The sequence below is a fragment of the Pseudoalteromonas sp. HF66 genome, assembly GCF_011806445.1.
Classification (GTDB): Bacteria; Pseudomonadota; Gammaproteobacteria; order Enterobacterales; family Alteromonadaceae; genus Pseudoalteromonas; species Pseudoalteromonas apostichopi.
The window spans coordinates 240,405-267,192 of record NZ_JAATOU010000001.1 but is presented as its reverse complement, the minus strand read 5'-3'; the positions used below and the strand labels follow the sequence as shown (position 1 = coordinate 267,192).

General features: G+C 42.3%; 14 protein-coding genes. 7 read left to right on the top strand and 7 right to left on the bottom strand.

From position 1 onward, the window contains the following. Positions 1-112: 112 nt before the first annotated feature. On the bottom strand, positions 113-2,047 hold the full coding sequence (locus tag HCZ11_RS01075) for an ATP-dependent DNA helicase RecQ (protein ID WP_167657376.1): 1,935 nt from the start codon (positions 2,045-2,047) through the stop codon (positions 113-115). 254 nt (positions 2,048-2,301) lie between these two features. Between HCZ11_RS01075 and HCZ11_RS01070 the strand changes: the two genes are divergently transcribed. The 3 genes from HCZ11_RS01070 to HCZ11_RS01060 all read left to right on the top strand — a co-directional run bounded on the left by HCZ11_RS01070 (position 2,302) and on the right by HCZ11_RS01060 (position 6,515). Further along, positions 2,302-3,606, top strand: coding sequence for an NAD(P)/FAD-dependent oxidoreductase (locus HCZ11_RS01070; protein WP_167657375.1), 1,305 nt, complete (start codon positions 2,302-2,304; stop codon positions 3,604-3,606). Between the two features lie 120 nt (positions 3,607-3,726). Continuing rightward, positions 3,727-5,856 (top strand): hypothetical protein, encoded by a 2,130-nt coding sequence (locus HCZ11_RS01065; protein WP_167657374.1) that lies wholly within the window; start codon positions 3,727-3,729, stop codon positions 5,854-5,856. Positions 5,857-5,945: 89 nt separating this feature from the next. Next, positions 5,946-6,515, top strand: a complete 570-nt coding sequence (locus HCZ11_RS01060; protein WP_130052927.1) for a manganese efflux pump MntP family protein — start codon at positions 5,946-5,948, stop codon at positions 6,513-6,515. On the opposite strand, the gene HCZ11_RS01055 is transcribed toward HCZ11_RS01060, so the two are convergent. Continuing rightward, the gene (locus HCZ11_RS01055) at positions 6,512-8,959 is read right to left on the bottom strand and encodes an EAL domain-containing protein (RefSeq protein WP_167657373.1); all 2,448 of its coding nucleotides are present in this window, start codon (positions 8,957-8,959) and stop codon (positions 6,512-6,514) included. The genes HCZ11_RS01060 and HCZ11_RS01055 overlap by 4 nt on opposite strands. A 146-nt stretch (positions 8,960-9,105) precedes the next feature. Here HCZ11_RS01055 and HCZ11_RS01050 point away from each other — a divergent pair, with 146 nt between their 5' ends. The 3 genes from HCZ11_RS01050 to HCZ11_RS01040 all read left to right on the top strand — a co-directional run bounded on the left by HCZ11_RS01050 (position 9,106) and on the right by HCZ11_RS01040 (position 15,263). Next, a complete protein-coding gene (locus HCZ11_RS01050; RefSeq protein ID WP_254869046.1) occupies positions 9,106-10,056 on the top strand; it encodes a diguanylate cyclase in 951 nt (316 codons plus the stop codon). Between the two features lie 52 nt (positions 10,057-10,108). Further along, positions 10,109-13,630 (top strand): ATP-binding protein, encoded by a 3,522-nt coding sequence (locus HCZ11_RS01045; RefSeq protein ID WP_167657371.1) that lies wholly within the window; start codon positions 10,109-10,111, stop codon positions 13,628-13,630. Positions 13,631-13,757: 127 nt separating this feature from the next. After that, on the top strand, positions 13,758-15,263 hold the full coding sequence (locus HCZ11_RS01040) for a DUF2235 domain-containing protein (RefSeq protein WP_167657370.1): 1,506 nt from the start codon (positions 13,758-13,760) through the stop codon (positions 15,261-15,263). On the opposite strand, the gene HCZ11_RS01035 is transcribed toward HCZ11_RS01040, so the two are convergent. The 5 genes from HCZ11_RS01035 to arfA form a co-directional block, all read right to left on the bottom strand. After that, positions 15,264-16,016 carry an ABC transporter substrate-binding protein gene (locus tag HCZ11_RS01035; protein WP_167657369.1) on the bottom strand — a complete coding sequence of 251 codons (753 nt, stop codon included), beginning with the start codon at positions 16,014-16,016 and terminating at the stop codon, positions 15,264-15,266. It abuts the gene before it with no gap. A 463-nt stretch (positions 16,017-16,479) separates the two neighbouring features. Then, entirely contained in the window at positions 16,480-19,113 is a 2,634-nt protein-coding gene (locus HCZ11_RS01030; protein ID WP_167657368.1) for a glycosyl hydrolase family 18 protein, read from the bottom strand. Positions 19,114-19,178: 65 nt separating this feature from the next. Further along, positions 19,179-20,786, bottom strand: a complete 1,608-nt coding sequence (locus tag HCZ11_RS01025; protein WP_167657367.1) for a lytic polysaccharide monooxygenase — start codon at positions 20,784-20,786, stop codon at positions 19,179-19,181. A gap of 52 nt (positions 20,787-20,838) precedes the next feature. Next, the gene (locus tag HCZ11_RS01020; RefSeq protein ID WP_167657366.1) at positions 20,839-24,003 is read right to left on the bottom strand and encodes a glycosyl hydrolase family 18 protein; all 3,165 of its coding nucleotides are present in this window, start codon (positions 24,001-24,003) and stop codon (positions 20,839-20,841) included. 463 nt (positions 24,004-24,466) lie between these two features. Further along, the gene (arfA, locus tag HCZ11_RS01015) at positions 24,467-24,658 is read right to left on the bottom strand and encodes an alternative ribosome rescue factor ArfA (RefSeq protein ID WP_054563243.1); all 192 of its coding nucleotides are present in this window, start codon (positions 24,656-24,658) and stop codon (positions 24,467-24,469) included. Positions 24,659-24,891: 233 nt separating this feature from the next. Here arfA and HCZ11_RS01010 point away from each other — a divergent pair, with 233 nt between their 5' ends. Next, positions 24,892-26,763 (top strand): monovalent cation:proton antiporter-2 (CPA2) family protein, encoded by a 1,872-nt coding sequence (locus HCZ11_RS01010; RefSeq protein ID WP_167657365.1) that lies wholly within the window; start codon positions 24,892-24,894, stop codon positions 26,761-26,763. The last annotated feature ends 25 nt before the right edge of the window (positions 26,764-26,788 follow it).

Below are 26,788 nucleotides of genomic sequence, written 5' to 3'. Positions count from 1 at the left end.
TAAGAAACACTTGGTGAACAATGTTTCAAAGACCCTCTCTGACGAATTTAAAACAGTACACATAAACATAATTGCACAACCCAAGGAAGATGTGCTGACAATTTAAAACCTGCTACAACTGCTGTAGCAGGGCTTTAATGTCACTGTATCGCTGCTGTTCGCAAAGGCCAAAGCCTGATAGCTGTCTAACTTTGTTACGAGTAAATAAAGGTACGCTCATGCCCGCTAAAAATCGGCACTGCGTGTCGATGCTGACATCACCAATCCCTTTAGCGGCTAAGTGCTGTTTAAGCTCAGCAACTTTACTAGCAATCACATTTTGCTCAGGCATTTTGTGCACTAATGAATAACTGAGTTTTACGTGCTGGCCTCTACATACTGAGCAATGACCACATTGCTGTGGTGCATTTTGGTCATCAAAATAGCGGGCTAAGTTATAACTTAAGCAGCTATCTAGCTCAAAAAAGCGTACTAAAGTGGCGATACGTTTAATTTCGGCCTGTTCTTTTTCGATAAAGTATTGGTGAAGTTGCTGCGCTAAATCAGCGTGGTTTATTACCGAGTTATTAACTTCATACACTTGCGTGATACGTTTAGTTTCAAGTGCTATATGGCCTTTTTCTGCTAAATAATCGAGCGCTGCAACCACACGTTTTCTGTCAACTTGAGTAGCGCTTGTTAGCGCATCAAAATTAAGTGTGCCCCAAATTTTCTTAAACTCGGTGTGTTTAAATACGTGTTGTAAGAAGGCTTGTCGATCAGCATCAAACTGGCTAAGCAGCTCATTTTTATCCGTTAAAAACTTATATTTAAAATCGGCGTAATAGGCATATAAAGGTGTAATAGCCCCTTGGATTTCTAACTGCACAAGTAAGGTTTTTAACGCCAAAGCACGAATATTACTTTCGCTTGATAAGCTGTACTCTTGCATTTCCCATTGGTTGTTAGTTTGCTCGTTGCGAATGTTATTAATGACATATTCAATACCACTTTGCTCGGGAGTGTCAGCATAAACAAAGTTTTCTACGGTATTTAAGCCATCTAAGTTTGCTAGCGTAAAACAGTTTGATGAGGCACCATCTCGTCCTGCGCGACCAATTTCTTGACTATAGTTTTCAATCGATTTTGGTAGATCATAGTGGATCACAAAACGAATATCTGACTTATCAACGCCCATCCCAAAAGCAATGGTTGCCACGACTATATTGATTTTACCCGCCATAAAATCATCTTGAATTTGCCAGCGTTTGTTATCCTCAAGGCCTGCATGATAAGCCACCGCATTAAAGCCCGCTCTAGCCAAACCTTCGGCCACTTGCTCAGCGGTATGTTGTAAGGTGACATAAACAATTCCAGCCCCTTGTTGGCTGGCTATGATACTTGCTAATTGCTGAGATTTTTCTTGGCTTGCAACACTAAGCACTGATAAATCGAGGTTGCTTCGGTAAAAGCCAGTTTGTACTACACATTCTGGGGCAATAGCAAAACGCTCACACATATCACGTTTTACTTTTTTAGTGGCGGTAGCAGTAAGTAGCAATACCAATGGAATATTAAGCTCGTCACGATAGCGCGGCAGTTTTAAGTAGTCAGGCCTAAAGTTGTGACCCCATTCAGATATACAGTGCGCTTCATCAACCACCAGCATCGAAATAGGCACTTGTTTAATAAATTCACGAAAACGTTCATTCTTAAAGCGCTCAACTGAGACCATTAAAATTTTCACCTTCCCTGCTCGCACATCACTCATTACCTTATGACTTTGCTCACTGGTTTGGCTTGAATCAAGGCTTGCCGCGTAAATACCTTTGCTATTTAAAAAGCTGATTTGGTCTTTCATCAGCGCCAATAATGGTGAAACCACTAAGGTCAAATTAGGTAAGTGCAATGCGGTTAATTGATAGCACAAAGATTTACCCGAGCCAGTTGGAAAAATTGCCAACGACGATTGCTGATTTAATAGCTGCTCAATGGTTTGTTGCTGACCTTGGCGAAACTCATTAAAGCCAAAGTATTGATTCAACGAAGTGTGTAGTGGTGTAGTCATCCTGATCCCTCACTGTCATTCCCTTTTCAGGTAATGATAGGTCTCTTACTGCGAATTAGCCATGTTAACTTGTTTAACGCTATCTCCCAAGGCTATTGATATAACTAAGCGCACTATATTGTTCTTAACAGGTACTGACAAAATCAGTAAAAAGGCGCACAATGGGCGCGTTGCCATGGGGTATTGATGGATTTGCAATACCTAAGCGCTTTTGCTCAAGAGTGTTTAGGTATTATACTTTTGAGGGCAACGTGATGATTAACCAACCTCCTAAAATCGTGATAATCGGTGGTGGCGCTGGTGGCTTAGAACTAGCAACACAATTAGGACACAAACTCGGGAAAAAACGTCAAGCAGAGATACTTTTAATCGATAAAAACCGCAGCCATATTTGGAAGCCGTTACTTCATGAAGTAGCGACAGGGTCGATTGATGCCGATTTAGACGGCGTTGTATACTCAGCTCATGCAGCAAAACACCATTATAATTTTCAACTCGGCAGCTTTTGCCACTTAGATCAAACCAACAAAACCATTACTTTAAGCGAGTTAAAAGACGAACTTGGCCACCGTATTTTACCTGAACGCCAAGTCAGTTATGACTACTTAATACTTGCTATAGGCAGTGTCAGTAACGACTTTAATACCCCAGGCGTTAACAAGCACTGTTTTTACCTTGATTCAAACCAGCAAGCTGAGCGCTTTCAGCATGCTCTACTCGATAACTTCACCCGTTTACATCAAGATGACGACCCACAGCACTCTTTAACCATTGCCATAGTGGGTGGTGGTGCAACCGGGGTTGAGCTGTCGGCTGAGCTTTATCATGTGTCAGACATGCTAAAAATGTATGGCCTAAATAAAATGACCGCCAAACGCTTACACATTGATTTAATTGAAGCAGGGCCGCGAATTTTGCCCGCTTTACCCGAGCGCATTGCTAACTCAGCTAAGCGAGAGCTGGTTAAATTAGGGGTAACAGTGCGCGAAGGCACACAAGTAAAAGAAGCCACAGAAAACAGCTTTATCACCAAAAACGATGAACATATTAAAGCCGATATTATGGTTTGGGCTGCGGGTGTAAAAGCCCCTGATTTTATTAAAGGTATTGGTATCTTTGAGCTCACTCGCAATAACCAAATTAAGGTAAACCAATACCTGCAAAGTAGTGTTAACGACGACATTTTTGTAATTGGTGATTGCTGTGCATTCACCCAAGAAGATGGTTCACAAGTGCCACCAAGAGCGCAATCGGCCCATCAAATGGCACAATGTGTTGAAAAAAACCTGATTGCGACACTCAAAGGCCAGCCCCTGAGTGTGTTTAACTACAGTGACCATGGTTCTTTAGTTAACTTGTCACGCTACAGCACAGTAGGTAGTTTAATGGGTAATTTAACCAGTAATAGCTTTTTTATTGAAGGAAAAATAGCGCGATTTATGTATATTTCGCTCTATCGTATGCATCAACGTGCAATCCACGGCAGCGCCAAAACCTTTGCACTGTGGATCAGTGAAAAAGTACTTAGAGTTGTTAGACCAAAAATGAAACTACATTAAGCTACAGCATAAAGCCGGCAAATTAGTTGTTTGTCGGCTATTTGTGCACTTCGTCCCCAAATTATTGACATCAAACTATGAAGCCATACACTTCACGCAAGATAAATCCATGGATTGAATATGAAAAAAGGTATTTCGCTAACCGTTTTTGCAGGGCTTTGTGCCTTTGGGACCTACCTGACATTAGATAAACCCACTCCCATCGCAGCTATAAACAATAAAGTTTCAACATCTACTGGTACTGTAGCTGAACAAGAGAAAGCTACTAGCCTCTTTGAACCATCAAGCCAGCCAAATAGTAAAGCAACAAAGCTGGCTAAGCTCAAGCTAGCCAAACGCCAGTGTAAGCAACAAAGTTTAAAAGCCACTCAAGCAGCGGCTGATCATAGCCAAATCGAAGCTGCACTTAAACAAGCTCTAAAAGACGGTCAATCCCTTAAGGATATTTTAAGTTATTCAGAACTTGTGAAAATATCTTACCGTTCATTTGAGACTTTGCTTATTAATGCACTCAAAGAGAATGCTGAAGAACAATTTCAATATACCGCATCAGTAAGTATCTTAAAAAGCTGGCAAGGGATTGAAATAATTGAGGCTTTTGATACTGATACAATCAACCAACTAACGGTAATTAATGGACCCCTTAGTCAAAATACTGGCTCAATGATGTTTAATGTTCCATTACCTGAGCAAGTAAACAAAACAGCACTGTACAAACTATTGGATAACAATGATGACTTTAATAACTATTTAAAAACACCGTTTAAAATCGGTCCATCACGACTCATTTCACCCTCTATTTTGTTTCTTGTTAATGCTCATGTGCTTAGCTTAACTGAGTTTGAAAACGCAATATCCAGCAAAGAGTTTACTGTTAACGACATTGCTGTCGCTTTAAAAAGCAACTTACCTAATGAGTATTTAACAGCATTGATCTCTCAAACTGCACAGCTAGGCGGCTCGCCTACAGCAATGAGTGATGACTTTATGGATGAACAACTGTATTTAAACCTTGCTGATGTAGCCGTTAGTGAATTTAATGTACCAATTTTAAAGTTATTAAGTGAGCGAGGTATTGAGCCAACTAATCAGCCAAATGTATTTACGGCGATGGATATTGCCATTGTAAACCTAAAAGGCAGCTCAAATAGCGAAGTGAAGCCACTACAGAGCAAACACTTAGAAACACTAAGTTATCTAAAAAATAAAGGTTATCGAGCTCACGGCGAGCTTGTGCGCGACACACCGAACGATAAGCTACTGATGCTTAAATCTTCATTTTTACCGAGTAGTCTTTTATTCGTTGGCGACCAAGTTGCTAATGATGCTTTTACTGAGTTAAAAGATATAACGCTAATTCCAAGTAGCCAAGCATTTAAGCGTAAAGATAAAGATAACTCTGCAATATCTAAAGCACTCAGTGCATATGAGCTACATAAACAGCAAGCCAAAAAAATAACTCCTGAGTGTGAAACGATAGAGCAGCGGATCAATTCACTTGAGGCAATAAAAACACGTTCTCAGGCACTCAAAGAAATAGAAAAGCTTGAAGTCCAGCAAATATCGCTGACACCCGACACCCTTCAGGCAATCGACCCTGTACAGGTTCATAATTGGCAATTTTTGCATTCGAATGAATATAAACATCAAACATCGATTCAATATTTAGCCTTTAGGGAAGCGATTATTGAAAAAGACTTTAATACGGTAGCAACTATTACACAAACTGCAAAACTTAGTACCCATCAGACAAATATGTTGCTTGCAGCAACGATAGAAGATAGTCAACAATTGACGTCTATTTGGCAAAACAGAATAGATCCAACGCCACCAGAAACTCTTTATTCATTTACTGATTTACCATTAGCACAATGGCAAACATTAGCTGATAACGGCTTTGATTTTTCATTAAAAGACATGAAAAACAACGATATGTATTTTTATGCAAGTATGCATTCAAATGCAGCAGTTGAGTTTTTAATAAGCCTTGCAGTTGCGCATGATTTTTCTAAACCTGGGCTTGATATCCTTGACCAAGCACTTGAGCAAAGTTACAACACGCAAACCCTCGCTGACTATATGCCAAGTGCATTAAAACTAGTTAGCCAATATGAGCCTAATCACTTTCGTCGTGCTAAGCGACTTAAAGTGTTTACGCCTAATCTCTATAAAGAGCTTATTAAACTTGAGCCAAAGCTTGCCCCTAAGGATGGCACTCAAATGAATCACTACCAGTACAGCGCTTATTAAGCTCCCCTTTACCTATTCGAGCCGTAAATTAACCTATCTGTTTACGGCTCAGCCGCGTATAATACGCACTTTTTGTGGGGCGCAAAAAATTGAATATTATTACGCTAAGCGTTTTATCGCTTGCAATGTCGACTGATGCTTTTGCAGCTTCAATCACTAAAGGCAGTACGCTTAAAAATCCTCGCGTTTTAAGTGCAATCAAGCTTGGTTTATTGTTTGGCTGTATCGAAGCCATTGCACCGATTGTTGGCTGGCTGATTGGCAGTGCCGGTGCTGATTACGTTGAAGCGTTTGATCACTGGATTGCCTTTGTGCTGTTAGTGGGTCTAGGCATTCATATGTTACTTGAAAGTCGTAAAGATGACGATAATGAAGAGGAACTTGCTCCTAATAGTAAGCGCTCTTTTATTGCTACTGTGTTAACCGCCGTTGGTACCAGTATAGATGCGATGACAGTCGGTATCAGCCTTGCTTTCATGAAAGTAAATATTTACTTAGCTGCCGCCATGATAGGCCTAGCAACCACAATTATGGTTACCATAGGCGCACTACTTGGTAACGTAATGAGTGGCTGGGTTGGCAAAAAAGCCGAAGCAATCGGCGGTGTTGCACTTATCTTTATCGGCTGTGGCATCCTTTACAGCCACACCATGGCTTAACCTAATAGCTTATCAAACTCTTCTTTGGGCATGGGCTTATGAAAATAGTACCCCTGCCCAAACTCACAGCCTAAGTCGATTAAACTATTTAAATGCTGTTTTTCTTCAATACCTTCAGCCACTATTTGTAAATTCAAAGTATGCGCTAAGCTGGTGATCGTTCTAACAATGTCCATACTTTGCGTATCATTGAGCATATCTCTCACAAAAGATTGATCTATTTTGAGTACATCAACAGGAAAAAGCTTTAGATAAGACAAACTTGAATAACCCGTACCAAAGTCATCTATAGCAATAGTTAACCCCAAGTCAGCGAGCTTATTAAGCATGACTTTTATTTCATCAAAATCATGCATCAACGCGCTTTCGGTAACTTCAAGCTCTAACAGTTCACTGGCAAGCCCCGCTTGTTCAATGGTGTCAGCAACTAGATTACAAAAATTACCATCGGTAAACTGTTTTGCAGCAATGTTTACGGCAACCTTGATTTTATGCCCTTTATCGGCCCACTCTTTAGCCGCTTTACAGCTTTGCTTAAGCACCGACTTACCCAAGGCATGAATAAGTCCGGTTTCTTCAGCAAGGGGTATAAAATCCAGTGGTGAAATAAGCTTATTGTCGTTATCTCGAAGTCGTACTAAAGCTTCGACCCCCATGATCTTCCGGGTTGCGAGCTCTAGTTTCGGCTGATAAAACACCTCTATTTTATCTTGCTCAATAGCATTTCTTAACAGCTTTTCAACGCTTTGACGCTGCTTAAATTGATACTCTAAGTCATCGGAGTAATAGCAAAAACGGTTACGTCCCTGCTCTTTAGCACGGTACATTGCTGCATCTGCATGAGTCATCATCTCTTCTGCTTGAGTGGAGTCCGCAGGGTTAACACTCACACCCACACTAACCGATAAAGTATACTCTTGGCTATCAATACGAAATAGCTCATTCATGGTGTTAATAATATCGCTGGCAATGGCATCAACTACAGAGGCGCTCTTTACATCGGGTAATAAGATGACAAATTCATCACCACCAATTCTTGCCAATGTCGTATTGAGATCAATTAAAGACTCAAGCCGCTTTGCAACATCTTTTATGATTAAGTCACCTTGGTGATGCCCTAAAGTGTCGTTTAAGTACTTAAAGTGGTCGATATCAATCAGCATTAACGCTACATTCTTATTCATGCTACTTGCAACTTTACAAGCATGAGTGACCCTGTCGTGTAATAACACCCGATTAGGCAAATCTGTTAGCAAGTCATGATTTGCTAAATGACTCATTTTCACAGCCATCGCGATTGATTCACTGACATCATGAAACACAATAATACCGCCGATAATGTTACCCTCAACATCACGTATTGGCGCAGCTGAATCTTCGACCCTATAAACTCGCCCATCAAGCCCAGTTAATTGACTATTTAACGCCATGGCAACTATACGCTGCTCTTTTAAAGCAACAGATATAGGATTGACGAGTGTTTTGTTCGATGTTGCATCAACGAGCTTCATTACCTCTTCAATATGGCGCCCTTTTGCCTCTTCAACGTGCCAACCTGTTAATCGCTCAGCAATGGGGTTCATAAAGTTAATAATTGCATTATTATCCGTAGCAATTACGGCATCACCAATAGAATTAAGCATAACCCGTAAGCGTTCAGATTCATTCGATAACAGTTTTTTTGTATGAGTAATTGAAGTGATGTCCGAAAGAGTTAGAATAACACCTACAACTTCATGCTCTTTTATTCTTAAATTTATTTGCGCTCGAACATATTCAATTCTATTGCGAGGGCTGGGCAACTGAATATTTAAAACTTCTTGCTCAATTCCTTCAGTTAAGCAGCGATGAAAAGCCTCATATAATTCATCGGGTAATACATCTTTGGCGAAACAACCTAACATTTGCTCGCTGCTTTTTGAAAACCAATGGGCGGTTTCATCATTACTAAAGAGGTTTTCCTCTGTATTTGACCAGTAAGATATATACACAGGTACTTGCGCAACGAGTGTCGAAATATCATTTTTTGCAGCCAGTATTTGTGCTTCTTGGTGTTTAAGCTTTAATTGATTTTGCACTCTGAGCCGGCAAATATTTAAATCAACGGGTTTATGAATAAGATCAATTCCGCCGCTTGCAAAACTCTGATATTCAAAAATTTGCTCATTATGAGAGGTGACAAAAATCACATGACTTTGTGCGGTTTTAGGGTTGTTTTTAAGCTTTTGACATACTTCAAAGCCATTCATATCTGGCATTTCGATATCAAGTAAAATTACATCAGGCTGAAAGGAAGCTGCTTTCTCAATTGCTTGTGCTCCATTATCGCAACAAACAATTTCACCAAGATCGCTCAGCGACTCCGCCATTATTAATAAACTAGTTGGCTCATCATCAACAACAAGCACTTTGTTGTGTGAATTATTATGATGAGAAAAAAGCATATCCATCGCCCTCAGAATCTATACCTAAAAAAACTCTAGTCCTATCTCACCAGTCTCGCCAAAAAAAATAACTTTTTTTTAATTATTAAGTTGTAGAAAACCCCAAAATTCAGTCTATGCTTTATTCATCGCGTGGAGGGAATAGTTTGCAACCGGTAGCTAGTCGCACAGATTTAAAGCTAAATGATTCTGTTATTTTGATTGTTGATGATGAACCAATTAATACAACCGTAATAGAAAGTTTGCTCGCGCCCTTCTATAAAACGCACACCACAGATTGCGGTGAAAACGTGCTGCACCTGTGCGAAACCCTAAAACCTGATTTAATACTGCTTGACGTGATGCTTGGCTCCATGAGCGGTCTAGATGTTTGCAAGCTATTAAAAAAACACTCCCAGTACAACGATATTCCGGTGATTTTTATCACCGCCATTATGGATCAAGATGACCAAAATAGGTGCTGGCAAGCAGGCGCCGTCGATTTTGTCTCAAAACCGGTTTATGGCGTCACTTTACTTAATCGCGTAAAGGCTCATTTAACGCAAAAAAAACAAGCCGATTTACTCAAAAGTCTTTGTGAGCACGACAGCCTAACAGGTTTAAACAATCGACGATTTTTACAAAACACCCTTGATCAAAACATTCGTTTAGCCGTCAGAAACGATAAAGCCCTTTCAGTATTAATGCTCGATATTGATTACTTTAAACAATACAACGACTCTTTTGGTCATCAACAAGGTGACGAATGCCTAAAACGTGTTGCTGATGAAATCAAAAAAAGTGTTAACCGCCCAACCGATACTACTATTCGTTATGGCGGTGAAGAATTTTTATGTGTATTGCCAGACACCGATATTCAAGGGGCACAATTTATTGCTCATAAGCTTTTGGCAAACATTCGTGAACTAAATATTGAACACCCACATGCAACCACTGGAGTACTCTCTATTAGTATTGGTAGCGCAACATTTTCTGGGCATGAAGCCATCGACACTGACGAGCTAATTCGCTGTGCCGACAAAGCGCTCTATCAAGCCAAGCATCAAGGGAGAAACCGCTGTGTTTGCATACTTGCTGAACCCAGTTTTAGTTTTTAAGCTAAACCAAACCTTACTGCCGACTCACGTTTTCGGTATGGAGGGCTAAACCATGGATTACGAAGTATTACACCAGAAAAAAGCAACAACCTCTGAAGGACGCTTTTTAGTGCCATTAGCGATTGCTTTTATCGGCGCCATTATGTGCTCAGCAATCTTCTTTTTCGAGCTACAACTTCATAAAAATATTAATAACAGTGTTGCTGAACGACTGAGAGAATCAAGCGCTACCGTAGATGTGCAGATAAATGAGAGTATTAATAAATACAAAAACGATTTACAGTTTTTATACTCCACCCCACCCATAGCAGGGCTTGCAAGAGCCGCTGCGAACGATGGCAATGATCCGCTAGATAGCACCACCTCAAAGCAATGGAAAAAACGTTTAGAAACGATATTTGTCGCGTTTTTACAATCCAACGCTGAGTTCGAGCAATTACGTATCATCAGTACGCAACAAGCAGGACAAGAACTGATCAGAGTAGACAGAGCTGCCGGTGGCATAGTTGTAAAAGCTGATAATCAGTTACAGGATAAATGTGGCCGTGACTATTATCAGCAAAGTTCGCAATTACCACAGGGTGATATGTATTTATCAGCAATAACACTCAACCGTGAATATGGAAAGCTCGACTATCCTTATAAACCTATGCTACGTATTGCCTTACCCATTTTTGATGAAAATATGCAGCGCTATGGGCTGATTATTGCAAACATTAACACCTCTCACCTATTTGCATCTCTTAATGCGATGGTACAAGCACCAAACTCATTGATCCTAACAGACAGCGAAGGCTACTTTTTAGTACACCCAAATGAAGACTTACGCTTTAGTCGCGACTTAGCACCAAACAAACGCTGGGACTCAGTGTATAAATCTGAACCCGCCTATCTAGAAAATATACTCAGCATTAGCTCTAACCTTGCAAGCGGGCAACAATACCAAGCATTAAGTAAACGCATTCCATTTACTGGAGATTTAGAAACAGGGTTTATAGATGCCCACATTATGCTTCCTCATTCTGAAATAAATGCGATGGAACGCGAACAGAGGATCAGCACTTATGCATTTTTGTTAGGCGTATCTGCTTTTTTGGTGTTTGTACTTGGATTTTTGCATCGAAATTTAAAGCGTAACCGCGAGCTTGCCGAGGCAAGAGCGGTATCTTCAGCCATTATTAGCGGCTCAAAAGATGCCATTATTGCAATAAGTGATATCGGTCTGGTGTCTAGTTGGAATAAAGCAGCCACTGAATTGTTTGGTTTTCAACGTGAACAAGTCTTAGGGGCAGATATAAACAAACTGAATCTATTTCCAAATATTAACATTAAAGAGGTATGTAACGAGGTTAAAAGCCGACGAAAGCAACATGAAATTGAAGTCGACTATCAGCAAAGCAATCAACACACGACTCATTTAGCACTCGCTTTTTCAGCTATCTTTGATGAACATCATCAACACAACGGCACAGCCATCCTCATTCGCGACACTACCGTTGAAAAGCAAGCGAGCGACAAAATTAAGCAAATAAATAACGAACTCGAAATTAAAGTCGCACAAAGAACTGCCCAACTAGAAAAAGCCAGCCAAGTTAAAAGCGCTTTTATATCAAATATCAGTCATGAGATGCGAACACCACTAAACGGTGTTATTGGCACACTCAATTTAATAAAACGAGAGTCACTAAGTAATCAACAACAGCATTATTTAGAAATGACAGAGGTAAGCGTTAATAGCTTGAACGTACTTATTAACGACATTCTTGATTTATCAAAAATTGAGGCTGGCAAACTCGACTTGGACAAAAAAGCGTTTAACCCTATTAAGTTTTTTGAAAGCTTAAGTGGCAGCATGGCTGTTAAAGCACAAGAGAAAAACCTTGAATTTATTTTAGATATTGCCGATGTTGAGTACAGCTCGATTGTTACAGACCCTCATCGCTACTCACAAGTGATTACCAATTTAATTAATAACGCAATTAAATTTACTAAAACGGGCTTTATAAAATTTACCGCCACAAGCAAACGACTTAGCGATGATAACGTTGAGCTATGCTGCACAATTCAAGATACCGGAATTGGTATTGCGCCTGAAAACCAAAATAAATTGTTTAGTGCTTTTACCCAAGCCGATAATAGTGTTGCTTCACAATATGGCGGCACTGGACTTGGTTTATCAATATGTAAGCAACTAGCTAGTTTGTTAAATGGACAAATTTCCTTTGAATCAACTGAGGGGAAAGGCAGTACTTTCACATTTACCATTCAGTTAGACAGCCAAAATGTAGAAAAACGCCAACCAAGCAGCCGCTTAAAAGACAGCGTGTTTGCTGTGTCAGTTAAACAACCAGAGCTTGAACGAAGCTTAACAAAACTAATCTCTCATTGCGGTGGACAGCTCACGAATGTTGACCTAGAAAGCTTTGAGGTAAGCGATAACATGCCCTTTGATACGCTAATTTTAGAGCCTGGCAATCCGTTACTCGCAAAACTTGATAGCTTTACTGAAAATACCTATGACCATAGCCTGCCCTTTAAATTAGTGGTGCTTATAAACCCAACCGAACCACCACCGCAAGCTAAATTCTGCACCTTTATGCGCTTATCTAAACCTGTGCTTATCTCTGAGTTTTTACTTAAACTAGCTGATGAACGACTCATACAAGAGCAGCCTGCTCAAGACACAACACCACTTCGTCGCGAGACTGATACGCAAATTCACATAGATGTTGATATTGCAGGCGCAAAAGTGCTCATTGTTGATGATAACGATATAAATGCTGCAGTTGCCAAAGGCACATTAATGAGCTTGGCACTGCGCTTTGAAATGGCGTCGAATGGTCAGCAAGCCATTGAAATATTGGCCAGTGCACCTGAAGACGATCCATTTAACTGCGTGTTAATGGACTGCCAAATGCCCGTGTTAAATGGCTATGATGCTGCGGCACAAATACGCAAAGGGGCTGGTGGAGAGTACCATAGCGAGATCCCAATTATTGCCATGACAGCCAATGCCATGCTCGGTGAGCGTAAAAAGTGCTTAAATGCAGGTATGAGCGATTACATCACAAAACCTATCAGTGCGGATAAATTGATTACCACTACAGCGAAATGGGTTGCATCAACGTACCCTAAACATCATACAGCGCCAAAAACGATTGCCGTGCCTGAGGTAAATCAGTCGCCCGCTATACTGCAAGAAGAATTAATCGATGAAGAAAAACAGCATTGGAATCGCGAAGCTGCCCTCGGTCGTTTGATGAATAACGAGGTGCTATTAAACAAAGTGAGTAAGATGTTTTTAGAAAGCTCACATAAAAAAATAACGCTGCTAACACAAGCAATCAAAGACAAAGACTACCATGCGATTGCAACCACCAGCCATGCGCTTAAAGGAACCTGCGGCGATGTGGGCGCAGCCAAATTGCACCTGCACTTTACTGAACTAGAGGTACTGGCCGCAAGTAAGGGCAATACGCTAAAAGATATTCAACTTAAGCTACTCGAAATCGAAAAAGACTACGAGATTTTGTTAGAAATTTTACAAAAGCATACCGTAGCCAGGGTCGGCTAATTTTATTAATAGCAAATAAATGGGCTTTGAAAATCAAAGCCCATTTTTCATTAAAGCGCCGCATATTTGTCTTCTAATTTTCATAAAGTGGGAGTATGTTTATACAAACCACTAAAGGAATGACGCTATGACCGCTAAAACGCTGATTTTCAACTTTGATGGCACAGGCAGCGAGCCTCGTGATGCTGAACAATTCAGCGCTGCACACTTCAAAGAAGACGCCAGTATTTCTAATATTCTTAAACTTCATTTACTTTTTGGTGGCGCACTCAATAGCGAACCCGAAACACCATTTCCAACTCAACTTAGTTTTTATTATCAAGGTATAGGCACCCAAGGCAGCCGCTTTCGACGCTTATTTAACCAAGCACTTGCGCCTAGAGGTGATGACGTTGCCAGCATTTTAAACCGTGCGCTGAGCGACTTTAAAAGCTACTACACTGTTGGCGATAAAATACTACTCACTGGCTTTAGCCGCGGTGCAGCGCTAGCAAGACGCTTTGCCAAGTGTTTAGAGCCACTTATTAGTGATGATGTGTACTTGTGTGTATTTGATACCGTTGCATCTATTGGTTTTTCAAAAGTAACTAAGGCAACCCGTGGTGCTGAGCATGTCATTTTTGAAAACTACACGCTAGCAAATAATGTTAAAGCAGCCCTTCATTGCGTTGCTCTCGATGAAAAGCGCCGTGCATTTGAACCGACACTTATAAATAAAGCACCGCACGTTCAAGAGATCTGGTTTGCGGGCGCTCATTCAGATGTGGGTGGTGGCTATTATCGTGATGGTTTAGCCGACATTTGCCTACGCTATGCGATTGAGTGGCTGATAGAACAAACCGTTGCATTAAACTTACTTACCAGCGCAGATATCAATTACAACACCTTACTCCCAGAAGAGCATCGTAACCTCATTGCTCAAGACGATGTAACCGTTACCCCAGATCCGCTGGCACTGAGTCATCAGCAAAACTATTTTTGGTTTAACCCGTTGTTTAAACTGGTAGATCGCGAATGCTGTGTATTAGTTGATAACGAACAAAGCACGTTCGCGCCAACCATTCATTACACCGTCGCAGAGCGCATTAACCGCCTAACAAGCTATCGTCCAGAATCGTTAAAAAGCCTTCACTACGATGTGCTATATAATGATGAAACGCGCTTAAATTTTAAGGGATTAAGCCCGCATATTGCGCTTGATAAGCAAAATATGACGGTGCTGAGTATTGATGAGAGTAAAGATGTATTTGTGTATGGTGCCGAAAAGTACAACCACACAGGCTTAATGTTGGAGCAAGGCGGTACTTATCGCTTCACCCCTTACCCTGAGCAAACCTGGTATGACGATGGTATTAGCTGCGGTCCAGCAGGCTGGCATCGAGATAATATCCAACTTGGTGTGAAAGAAATTCCAATGGCCGTGCTAGAGCCATTTAGACGTTTACCACACGCACAATGGTTTGCACTGATTGGCGCTATCGATAACAACGACGATCACTTATTTGAGATTGCTGAGGGTGCCGATATTCGTATTACCAAATCTGGCGAGTTTTGCCCTTTTGCCAACGACCTAAACCGCTTTTATGGGGCGAATGCGGGGCGGATTAAACTGCGCGTTACTCGTTTGGGTTAATTACTTAATTACATACCGAGCGGTAATTTCGATTATCGCTTGCTGATTTTTTAGAATAGCAGAATCAATAGCGGCTCTTTCTTCAGCTGACAAGTTAATTTCATTAAGCATTAGATGAACACTGTCATTGTGGACAATATAAGGGTAGATTTCGATACCCCGCAGCTTATTTTTTTGAATTAAATATAAACCAGCTAATTCATCATCAACAAAAAAATCGACTCGCCTAGCAACTAGCATAGCGAGGCGCTGGCGTAAGGAGGCCACAGTAACGAGTTGTTCTTTGTATTTAGCTTGTTGAGCTAACTGAGTAAATTCTGGGCCATAATAACTACCGCTATTAGTCAAAATTACTTGCTGATGATCAAGTAACCCTTGTAAGTCTAGAGCGTCTAAACGGTTATGGGGATACCAAAATAACCGCATCACCTCATTACGGTAAGGCTCTGAAAAGAAGCTAAATGAATCACGCTCTTTGCTATAGCTAGCAGCTGGCAACACATCAATTTTACCATGTTTTAGCTCAGCAAAACCGCGCTTTGAAGACGGCATAATAACGAATTTAGCGCAAAAGCCCGCATCCTTTAGTATTAGGTTTACTATATCAATATCAATGCCAGTCAGCTGATCATTTTGGGTAAATGCATAAGGCGCCCATTGCTGACTAATGCCTACCTTTAAGGTTTTCTCACAACTAAAAGCAGAAGCACTTATTAAAGCAGTAAGAATTAATAACAGCACTTTTAAAACCATCAACACACCTTAGTTTAAGTACTTAGAACTGACTTTCTTTTAGTATGGTTGATAATTGTTGAAAGACCAATGTATGAAATAAGAAACAGAAAGTTAGCAAGCTTTAAGTTACTAGGGGAAAGTTACGAGGTATGAGGTGACAGCCCGTAGGACTGGCTTTAGCCGGGAAATGTCTTAAGTTAGCGAGTTTCAAGGGGAAAGTTACGAGAAACGAATTACGAGGTACGAGTCTGTAGCAGCGATTTTAAATCGCGTCCTAGAACCCAGAACCTAGCGCCTGATGTTTTCATTCGTAGGCGTGAAACTTGTTTCGCGCGTCTGACCGCTGAAAGCTGACAGCTTCTTTCCCTTTTCCCCTCGATAACTTTACTCTTTCTAACTTCCTCCCACAAAAAAGCAGCCTTAAGGCTGCTTTGAAGGGAAATCACATTTTAATGATGGGCATTAAATGTGGTTATTACACTTAGAGTGCTTTCCATACATCTGCGACACCTGGCTCGTCTCCTTGAGTCCACCATTTCGCTTCGTATTTATTACCTTGGTGAGTGACTTGATCACCACCGTTGTAGATACCCGCAGCTTGCCACACAACATCACCATTACCGTCAGTTGGTTGTGAACTTGCTTCCCATGGGCCACCTAAATCAGGGCGCTCACCTTGTGTCCACCACTTAGCAGTATACTCTACGCCATTATAAGTCACCGTATCACCACCTACATAGATAGCCGCTGCATCCCATGTAGTTTCACCACCTGGCGGAGTTGTTGTGCCAGAATCTGTCACTTTGACATTAAAGCTCACAGCTGTAGCTGTTTGTCCATCACTTACCGAAACCGATACAACATAACTAGTATCTGCATCAACGCTGCCCGCTTGTAAGCTTACATCAGCACCAGAACCCACTAACGTTAAGCCTGCTGGTACTGTCCAGCTGTATGAAAGCGCATCGCCATCAGCATCAGATGCCGAAACCGCTACAGCCACACTCGCATCTTCAGCCACTGTTTTATCTGCAATTGCCGCAACCACTGGTGCTTGGTTCTCACCTGTTGTTGGTGCTACAACATTCACTGTAACGTTACGGCTTACACTTGCCTCACCATCGCTAACACTCACAGCAACCGTGTATTGCGTATCAGCAGTCACTGATGGTGCAGTAATAACAAGTGTATTTGAATTTTCACCGCTTACTGTTAACGCGCTGTCAGCTGTCCAGCTAAAGCTTAGTGGATCGTTATCTGCGTCAGTTGCCGATGCAGTCACAGATACACTTTCGCCCGCATTAACAGATACGGAGCTTGACACAGATAGCACGGGCGCTCTATTGCTAGGCTCAGTGACTGTACCACCCAACCCCTCATGCATTGCATTAAGAATATCACCATTATCAGCATCAATTTCCCATGCAAATAAGCCACCTAAATTATGCTGATTGACATAATTACCTTTAGCAATAACTGATGCAGGGCTGTCATATGTAATGAGCTTGCCTGTTGAACGATTCCATACATACGCACCTTTTGCTTGCTGATCATACCCCACTTCAAAGCCATTAATTCCAGTACCTGAAGCACCGATCATATTGGCTTTAATGCCTTTATAATCAATAACACCATCTTCCCAAACGCCCTGCGCAGTGCTGCCTTTAAGTGGGCCGGTCCCTGTTGCTGTCATTGGATTTCCATCAATACTTGTGCCTGTTGGATAAACGCCTTCCCAACCACGACCATACATAGCGGTACCTACCACGATTTTCTTCGATGGTACGTTTTGCGCTAGCAATAACTGAACTGCATTGTCGGTTGTGTAAGCCGGGCCTTTATATGGAACACCTTCCTCATCAACACCTGTGCCATCGCATTGACCAACGCGGAAATGCGATGAACAATAAAGCGCTGTTTGGTGACCCGTCACACCACTCCATGCACCATAAAAGTCATAAGTCATGGCAAAGATATAATCCATATACTGACTAGCGGCTTGATAATCAACATCTTCAATTTTGTCATAACCTGCACCAATCGCTGATGTTAACTCATACTCACGACCGGTCTCTGCTTCGAGTTTGTCAAGCATCGCACGAAGCTCTTGCATCAGCGCTACGTATGCTGGGCCATCAGCAACTGGGTCGCCTAGGTTTGGATTAGCACCATCACCACCAGGGAACTCCCAGTCAATATCAACACCGTCGTAGAACTTCCACGTTCTTAAAAACTCTTCCATTGATGCCACAAACGTGTCGCGGTTTGCTTTATCGGTAAAGTAAGCAAATGGGTCTGATAAAGTCCAACCACCTACTGATGGTAAAATTTTCAGATCAGGATAACGCTGCTTTAACGCCATTAACTGCGAATAGGTACCACGAATTGGGTCATTACTATCAACACCTGGTAGCGCTTTTTGAATCGCTGCCCATGGGTCGTGGATCACAACTTCAAAATCTTGCGAGCCTGCACACGCCGTATTTAGCGCGTTTTTAGGACCGCCTGTTAACGAGTCATTAGGTCCACAAATTGGAATAAATCCATACAAGATATGACTGAGGTTTTGCGCTGGAATATTAGTTACATCATAGTCACGGCCATAAATACCCCATTCAACAAAGTAGGCACCGGTTACAAGGCCATCTTTGGTGCCAATATCTTGGTTGTTTGGATCATAATCCATCGGCAATGGCGCTAAGTGACCGCCATCTGTATCGGCAATAACAATTGGCTTACCTTCACTGCGAGCACAGGTGATACCGCCTTCACATAGTTCTACATATAATGTGTGACGACCCGCTTTATCATACGGGAAGCTAATAACACCACTTTTAGTGCCTGCTGCCAGCGAGCCTTCATTAACCAGCATATCATCAAAGTACACTTTATAGCTGTCGCCGCCATCACCACTCCATGCGTTCCATTCAATGCTGATAGTGACTTCATCAACGCGGTTCACCAAACTCTTATATGAACCTGTGCCTTCAAGATCGACCTCAACAAATGAGTACTCTTGTGGTTCCCAAATAATGGTCGGTGTTGATGGTGCCGCATTTGCTGCACTTGCAAAGAGTGCAACACCAATGGCTGCGCTTAATTGTTTTATATTCATGATTCTCTCTTATCTGTTTTTATATAGCGTTACGCTGTTATTGATAAAGTTTGAACTACAAAACTTTAGATTTCTGTCCATACTTGGCTGGCACCCGGTACATCTCCTTGGGTCCACCACTGCGCTCGATAGCGCTGTCCTTGATAGGTTACTTCGTCGCCGCCTTGATAGGCTTTGCCGCTGTTCCACTCGATTGATGCACTGCCAGATTCAAGCTGCCATGCATCACTACTGTCTGGTTGTGCGCCTTGGTTCCACCATTTCGCGCTGTAAACGCCGCCGTTGAAACTCACTTTATCGCCCGTGTTGTATTGGCTTGTGCTATTCCAAGCAGGAACGCTCGGATCAACAGGGTCAGGGTCGACCACAGCGCTATTAATCACAGTCACGGTAAAACTTACTTGGCTTGTGAGCTCGCCATCTGACACCGATACACTCACGGTGTAACTTGCATCAGCATCCACAGCGGGGGCGTTTAGCGTGATGTTGGCATCGCTACCCGTAAAGCTCAGTGGTGCAGGTACATCCCAGCTATAAGTTAAGGTGCTTTGTTGATCATCAAAGGCGTGCAGGTGTATCGCGGTGCTGCTCTCTTCTTCGACTTGAAGGTCATCTGGTTGATGAATTATCGGCGCGGTATTGTCAGGAGCCGCTTGTATGCTTAGTGCAAAGCTGTAGTTTGCATTCGTTGTAAAGACCTGATTAGTCATTAAATCAGACGCATCAAAGGCAATATCTCCGGCGCTATTTTGCACGCCAATATTAACTAAGTGCGCGTAATTAAGGTTTAACAACGCTGCAAATTCAGCCTGCCAATTGGCTTGATTATCAGCTGTGATCTGCATTTGTTGAGTAAGTAACTCTTGGCCATTTTCATCAAATAACCGAGCTGACACACTACCGCCAACCTCGGCGTCTTGCCCTTGACGAACAAAGTAGCTAATTGCTGTCCAATCGGTTGGCTCTGTTGGGGTCGCATCGCTGACAATATTAATATCGCTACAGTTGTAGAAGCCTTCGCCACCGGCATCTTCTCGTTGCCAGCGCGTATATAATATGGCATCGCCACTGCGCCCTTGCGGGATAGACACACTCATTTCATAGTAACGGTCGTTATTAGCATCAATGCTAAAATCAAGATTACCGTACTCTTCAACAAGCTCTAGGTCATCCCAAGTAAGCACTTGAGTCGCACTATCAAAGCCCGGTTTTGTTAAATAAAACTGCCAAAAACTCGGGTTATGCGGCGTACTCGCTAAAAAGCGCACTAAAATATCGCCATTTGCATTAGGAATAACCTCACTGCGTTGCCAATGCGCTGAAGGTAAATCCATACCGCGTTTTTCTGGGTCGCCTGCGGCACATAACCGGCCATCAGGTACACTTTGTTTAACTGCCGCAAGGTTTGTGTAATCAATGGTATTAGCCGAAAATTCAATGTCTTGCACAAACTGCACATGCCCTGCTTCAACAAACGCTGCTCGACAAGCAAGATTAGGAATACCCGTGCCATCAGCAGGCCACCAGTACCCGCCATCGGCATTACAAAATGCTTGGCGTGCCTTTGGGCTTTCTAAGAATCCGTGGGCATTCACATGGCTTGATGCACAGGCAAGCAGCATGCTGGTTGCCACTGCCGATAAAGACAATGCCTTTGATTTCATTACTTTCATTGTTGTTCTCGCTGTAGAAATGCGGAGCAAAGTCCTTGCTCCGCTTAGTTGGTTAAAGCGTGCAACTCACCGTCCAGTCAGCAGATGTGCCTGGCTCTGTGCTCGTCCACCACTTTGCTTCGTAAATCACGTTGTTGTGATACATTAGGTCGCCGCCAACAGCATGGCTTGGATTACCAGCCCAATCAGTTTGCGGCCAATTTGGATACACAGGGATGCTCGCTACATCAACACCATTACAGCTTCCCTCGCCACCCGTACCACCACCGGTGTCACCGCCAGTATCACCACTGCCGGCAGTGCCATCCGGTAGCATTGGGTATTCGTATTTGAAGGCGTAGGTTTTGCCATTTTTCTCAATAGTGAAGTTAGTTGGCCCTGTAATTGGCATGTAGTACATAACTTGTGCTTCAACGGTTTCACCTGTGTTAAATGACTTTTCGATACCGCCCCACTCATTCACTAAAGTGATTGAAAAACGATGGAACTCATTTTCAAAGCCGCCGATATTATCGCCAGCCGCATTAGAGCCATTCGCTTCAACAGCCATACCGAGCTTTTCTTGTGCATTCCAATTTGATTTGAAAATCGCAGAGGTAGAAACGGGCACATCAAAGCTGATTTTCGCGCCGCTTAAGTCGATATCTGAGTTATTGGTGAATGCGAATGTAGGTGCAATTGGGTAGTTATCATCACCAATTGGGAAGTCTTTCACTGCAAAGCTTACGTCAACAGCTTCGCTTGGCAGGGTGAAATCGACATTGCCTTGATGCGTGTTATAAGCCACACCACTTTGGTTAAATTTATCGTAAGCAAGTGTGGTTAAGCTTGAGCCCATGAAGTACTCACCTTTCGCTGAGTCATAATCATAGTCACCGGCAAGCTCCCAGAACATGATGCCACCTAGGCCATTGTTGATAACATAATCAACTTTGGTTGCCATTGATTGCTCATCTTCAATTGATAAGAATACCTTTTTCTCTGCATTCCAAAGCCATGGAGCAACCGCCACATCATCGTAGTAACGTGTGTAAGTACCCGTTAATACATCGTCGGTATCCGATTCTGGCGTGAGGCCATAGATTTCAAGGTAAGAAGGGTTAATGCCATTTTCGAGATTTTTCGCATGCCATAGTGGGTTCGAACCTGCTGGCATTTCTTCACCAACATCGTTCTTATCGTGCCATAGGTTATCAATGCCGAGTGCGCCATTACCACATTGGTTTTTCTCACCAACGCCAGTCCCTTTCGCACATTTTGATTGATCTGGCAGCGCTGCTTGGCCCCATAAACCATTAGTACCGCCCGACACATCTTTAAAGCCACGGGTGTAATATGGAATACCAATATTGATCCGACCTGCAGAGACCGCACCGCGGAAGTAACGCACAGCCCAATCAGTATTTAAATAACCAATTCCTTCAAACTCCGCAGTGGTATAAACGCCCCATTGCGCTAATTCAGAATCAAGACCGGTATCAAACAAGGCTGCGTTGTGGCCTACATGTGAATTCCATGCACCATGTAAGTCATAAGACATGATGTTAACGTAATCAAGATACTTCACGCTTTGGAATGTTTCCATACCACGTAATAAGTATCCTGAAGATGGCGAAGCAATCGTTAACAAGTAATGCTTACCAGCCTTTTCACCTGCAATATCAAGTTCTTCACGTAGTTTTTGCATCAATACACGATAAGAGGCATTAAGACCTGCGCGACGTGCATTAGAGATAGGAAAATCATCAGGGTGGCCTGAGTCATTCATTGACGATGGGTATTCGTAATCAATATCGACACCATCAAAACCGTAGGTTTCAATAAACTCAACAGCACTTTTCGCAAAAGCATCAATTCCCGCTTGGTTCACTGAGCCATCGGCATTAGTTGTCATCGTGTAGAAACCACCGCTATTTACGCGAGTACCGTCTGCACCAAAATAACCACCGGTTTCAGCCCAACCACCTACAGAGATTAAGGTTTTTACATCTGGGTGTTGTTTTTTAAATTTATTGAGTAAGTTAAAGTGACCTGTGTAACTAAAGCTTGGATCCATTTCAGCGCCGGTAACGCCCGGCCAAGTCATGTTTGTCGCAGGGTTGCCAGCTGCATTTGGATCACCTATCGATACTTTGTTATTGCCATCAACATGCGCAAAGGCATAGTTAATATGGGTGATCTTGTCCCATGGAATATCATTAACTAAGTAACTTGGCTGACCATTGGCACCATTTCGCCAACTAGTAAAGTAACCAATAACACGGCGTGGGTGATCTGCGCCCATTTTCTCACGGCCATTTGCATCATATACGCTACAGTATGGGGTATTCACACCTGGGGTTTGATATAAGCCTTGCGGTTTACAATCTGTACCTGGTTCTGTTGCTTCAACAACATTAACAACTTTGCTTTGTGTCCCCGTCGCGCCTTCGTTATCGGTCACCGTTAAGGTAAATGAAAATTGCCCAACTGCAGGTGCCTGCCAGGTATAACTTGAAGAAGCAGCACTTGCTTGATGAACTTCGGTGCTGTTTTCAGTTAACGATAACGCAGTTACTTGGCCATCGTTATCAGTGCCAGAAAGCGCAAACACCACACTGTCACCCACCGTTACTTGCGATGGCAGTGAGCTAAATTCAATGCTCGCCACCGGCGATTGGTTAACTGGCTCAACGTCATCAGACACACTCACTGAATGTGCAACGGCTGCAGAGGTTAGGCCTAAATCATCCGTTGCGACCGCACTAATCACATGACTGCCTTGGGTTGCTTGCCAGCTCGCTGAGTAAGGTGTGCTTGTCACAACACCCAGCGATGTTCCATCAACAAAAAACTCTACACTTGCCACGCTACCATCAGGATCAACGGCAACCGCACTTATGACAACGCTGTCACTAATGGTAAATAAAGAACCCTCTGCTGGTGTTAAGCTGCTAATTTGAGGCGCTTGATTCTCATTGACAACGCTGTCACAAACACCCAATAAACGCCACTCTTGATCGACACCAGAAGTCTCCACAGGATTAGTTTGCGTCCACCACTTGGCTTCATAAGCGCTACCTTGTGCCTGAACCTGATCACCACCAACATGTGTTTGCCCTTGTTGCCACACTTCTAAGTTGCTGCAATCAATCGCAGCGTGTGCTGTAAAGCCATATAAACCCAGTGACAGTGCACTCAGTTTAAAAGCATTTTTTATTAATTTATGCGAGCTCATTCGCTCCCTCCGCCCAAAGTTTTATAACATTTATTTTACAAATCCAACTTTAAAGTAACACAAAGTAGTAGTTCGTCAAGTCCAAATTTACCTACATCAGGTAAAATAAACGCACTTTTTGGTGTATGATTTAGTTAAAACCACTAAAAAAGAATTAATTATTTTTATCAAAAAGCAAAAACGAGAATGATTCTACCGAGTAAAAATGAACATAAAATTAACAATAATTTAACCATGGAAAGCGCGGTACTTCTAGCCTGTATAAAAAACAAGCAACGCTTGTGTGAGGGTAGGCGAAAATAATTATCGTATCGATTATAGGTATATAACGAATAAATTAGTTTTCAGGTAAAAATTTCTATAAAAATTGAGTGAAAGTTATTCTTAACACAAATTTTAGTCGTAAAAAAAGCAAACTCTCAGTGTTTGCTTTTCACAAAAATCCTATTTGATCACAACTTAATTAAGCAGCGATTAAATAGGACTCTCGTCCTGCATGTTTTGCCTTACGTTGATATGCACCTTTACCTTTTTTAGGTTTCTCTACTTTTGCGGTGAACAGCTTAGATGTCACCATTGCGGCGTACACATTATCGTTAATTACACCACGACCTGTATCAACTTGGCCTTGTGTGCGTTGTTTCTTTTTGCTCATTTTTTGCTCCTATTTAAAGTGTTGCGAGTATATACCTACCTAAGCGCTACGCAAGCGGTTTTTAAGAAAAAAACGATGATTTTCCCACTTATTTTGTCTTAAGCGCTTTTACTAAACACCATGCCTTGTTGTCATTTTTCTGACTAAATTCGTATTTTGATTGCATTCACTACCTAACTGCTGGCAAAACTAGCGAAAACAATCATAGTTAATTAAAAACAAACAGGATTACGATGACTGACTTTCTCCTAATAGCCTATATTTTCCTTATTGCAGGCATTATTGCCGTGCCTATTGCCAGCAAATTTGGGCTTGGCTCAGTGCTTGGCTACTTACTCGCAGGTATTGTTATTGGGCCAACACTGACATTTTTAAATGTTGATGTGATTGCCATCCAGCATTTTGCTGAGTTTGGTGTGGTAATGATGCTGTTTATTGTTGGCTTAGAGCTTGAGCCCAAAGCGCTTTGGTCAATGCGAAAACAGCTTATTGGCCTTGGTGGCGGACAGGTGGTTTTATCAGCCGCAGCCTTTACTGGTATTAGTTTAGCATTTGGTCATGCTTGGCAATCGGCACTCACAATAGGTTTAATTTTATCGCTCTCATCTACCGCAATTGTACTGCAAACGCTTTCAGAGCGCGGGCTATTAAAATCAGATGGTGGCCAAGCCTCATTTAGCGTATTACTCACCCAAGATATAGCTGTTATTCCTATGCTGGCGTTTATTCCATTGCTAGCTTTACCAGAATTAGCACCCGTAATGGCTGATACAGCCTATGCAAGCGAAGACGGTCATGCTGGTTTAAGCTTGGTAGCAGGTCTTGAGAGCTGGCAAGCAGCATTGGTTACTTTAGGTATGATAGCGCTCGTCGTTTTTGGTGGTAACTACTTAACCGCACCAATTTTTAGATTTGTAGCACAAGCACGGCTTCGTGAACTATTTACCGCAACGGCTTTATTCTTTGTTATTGGTATCGCTTTGATGATGTCATTAGTTGGCTTATCACCTGCGCTTGGTACCTTTTTGGCAGGTGTAGTGCTTGCAAATTCACCTTATAAACATGAGCTCGAAAGTAATATCGATCCCTTCAAAGGGTTACTGCTTGGGCTATTTTTTATCACCGTTGGCGCAAGTATCAACTTTCAATTACTCGCAGATAACCTTACTACCATAATGCTATTAACTGGCGTACTGATTGTAACTAAAACAGTTGTGCTGTTATTTTTAGGCCGTATTTTTGGGCTAAGAGGCGCTGCATTTTGGTTACTAGCACTGGGGCTCGCACAAGCTGGTGAGTTTGGTTTTGTACTACTGGCTTACATTGTATCTAATAATGTTTTAGCCGCAGCCGTTGCCGACCAACTATTACTGGTTGTTACTTTATCCATGCTGCTTTCGCCAGGCTTATTTATTCTCTATCAACGTGTGATAGCACCACGCTTTATTTGTGAACAAGCAAGGCAAGATACAGAAGAGTTCCCTGATGATAGCCATGTGATCATTGCAGGCTCAGGCAGAATGGGTGGCCTTGTTGACCGTATTTTACAAGCTGGCGGCTATAAAACCACCGTGATTGATTACAACTACAAACAACTTGAAGCCCTTGAGCGTGTTGGTATTCGCAACTTTTTTGGTGATGCAACTCGACCTGACCTACTCAGTGCTGCAGGTATTGAAGATGCAAAACTGCTGGTTGTTGCGCTTGATGATGCCGAACAAATCACTAAATTAGTCCGCTATGCTATGCAAAATTATCCGCATTTACATGTAGTTGCCCGCGCAGTTGATCGTCACCATGTATACGACTTATGGGCTTACGGCTGTCGCGATATTATCCGCGAAACATATGACAGTACACTGCGCATGGGTCGCTCTTCCTTTGAGGCACTGGGTATTGAGCGAGAAAAAGCCCAAGAAATGATCGATATCTTCAGTGAGTTTGATAAAGAAATGCTACGCGAAGCCGCCGATGTCTACGAAATCGGCGTACCATTCGAAGAAAACCATGCCTATATCGAACGTATCAATAAAATATTCGATGAAAAAGAACCCGAAATAAAACATCAAATGCGCGAGATTTGCGAACGAGTTACAAGCAACTAGTTTCGAGGTTAGAGGGGAAAAGAGC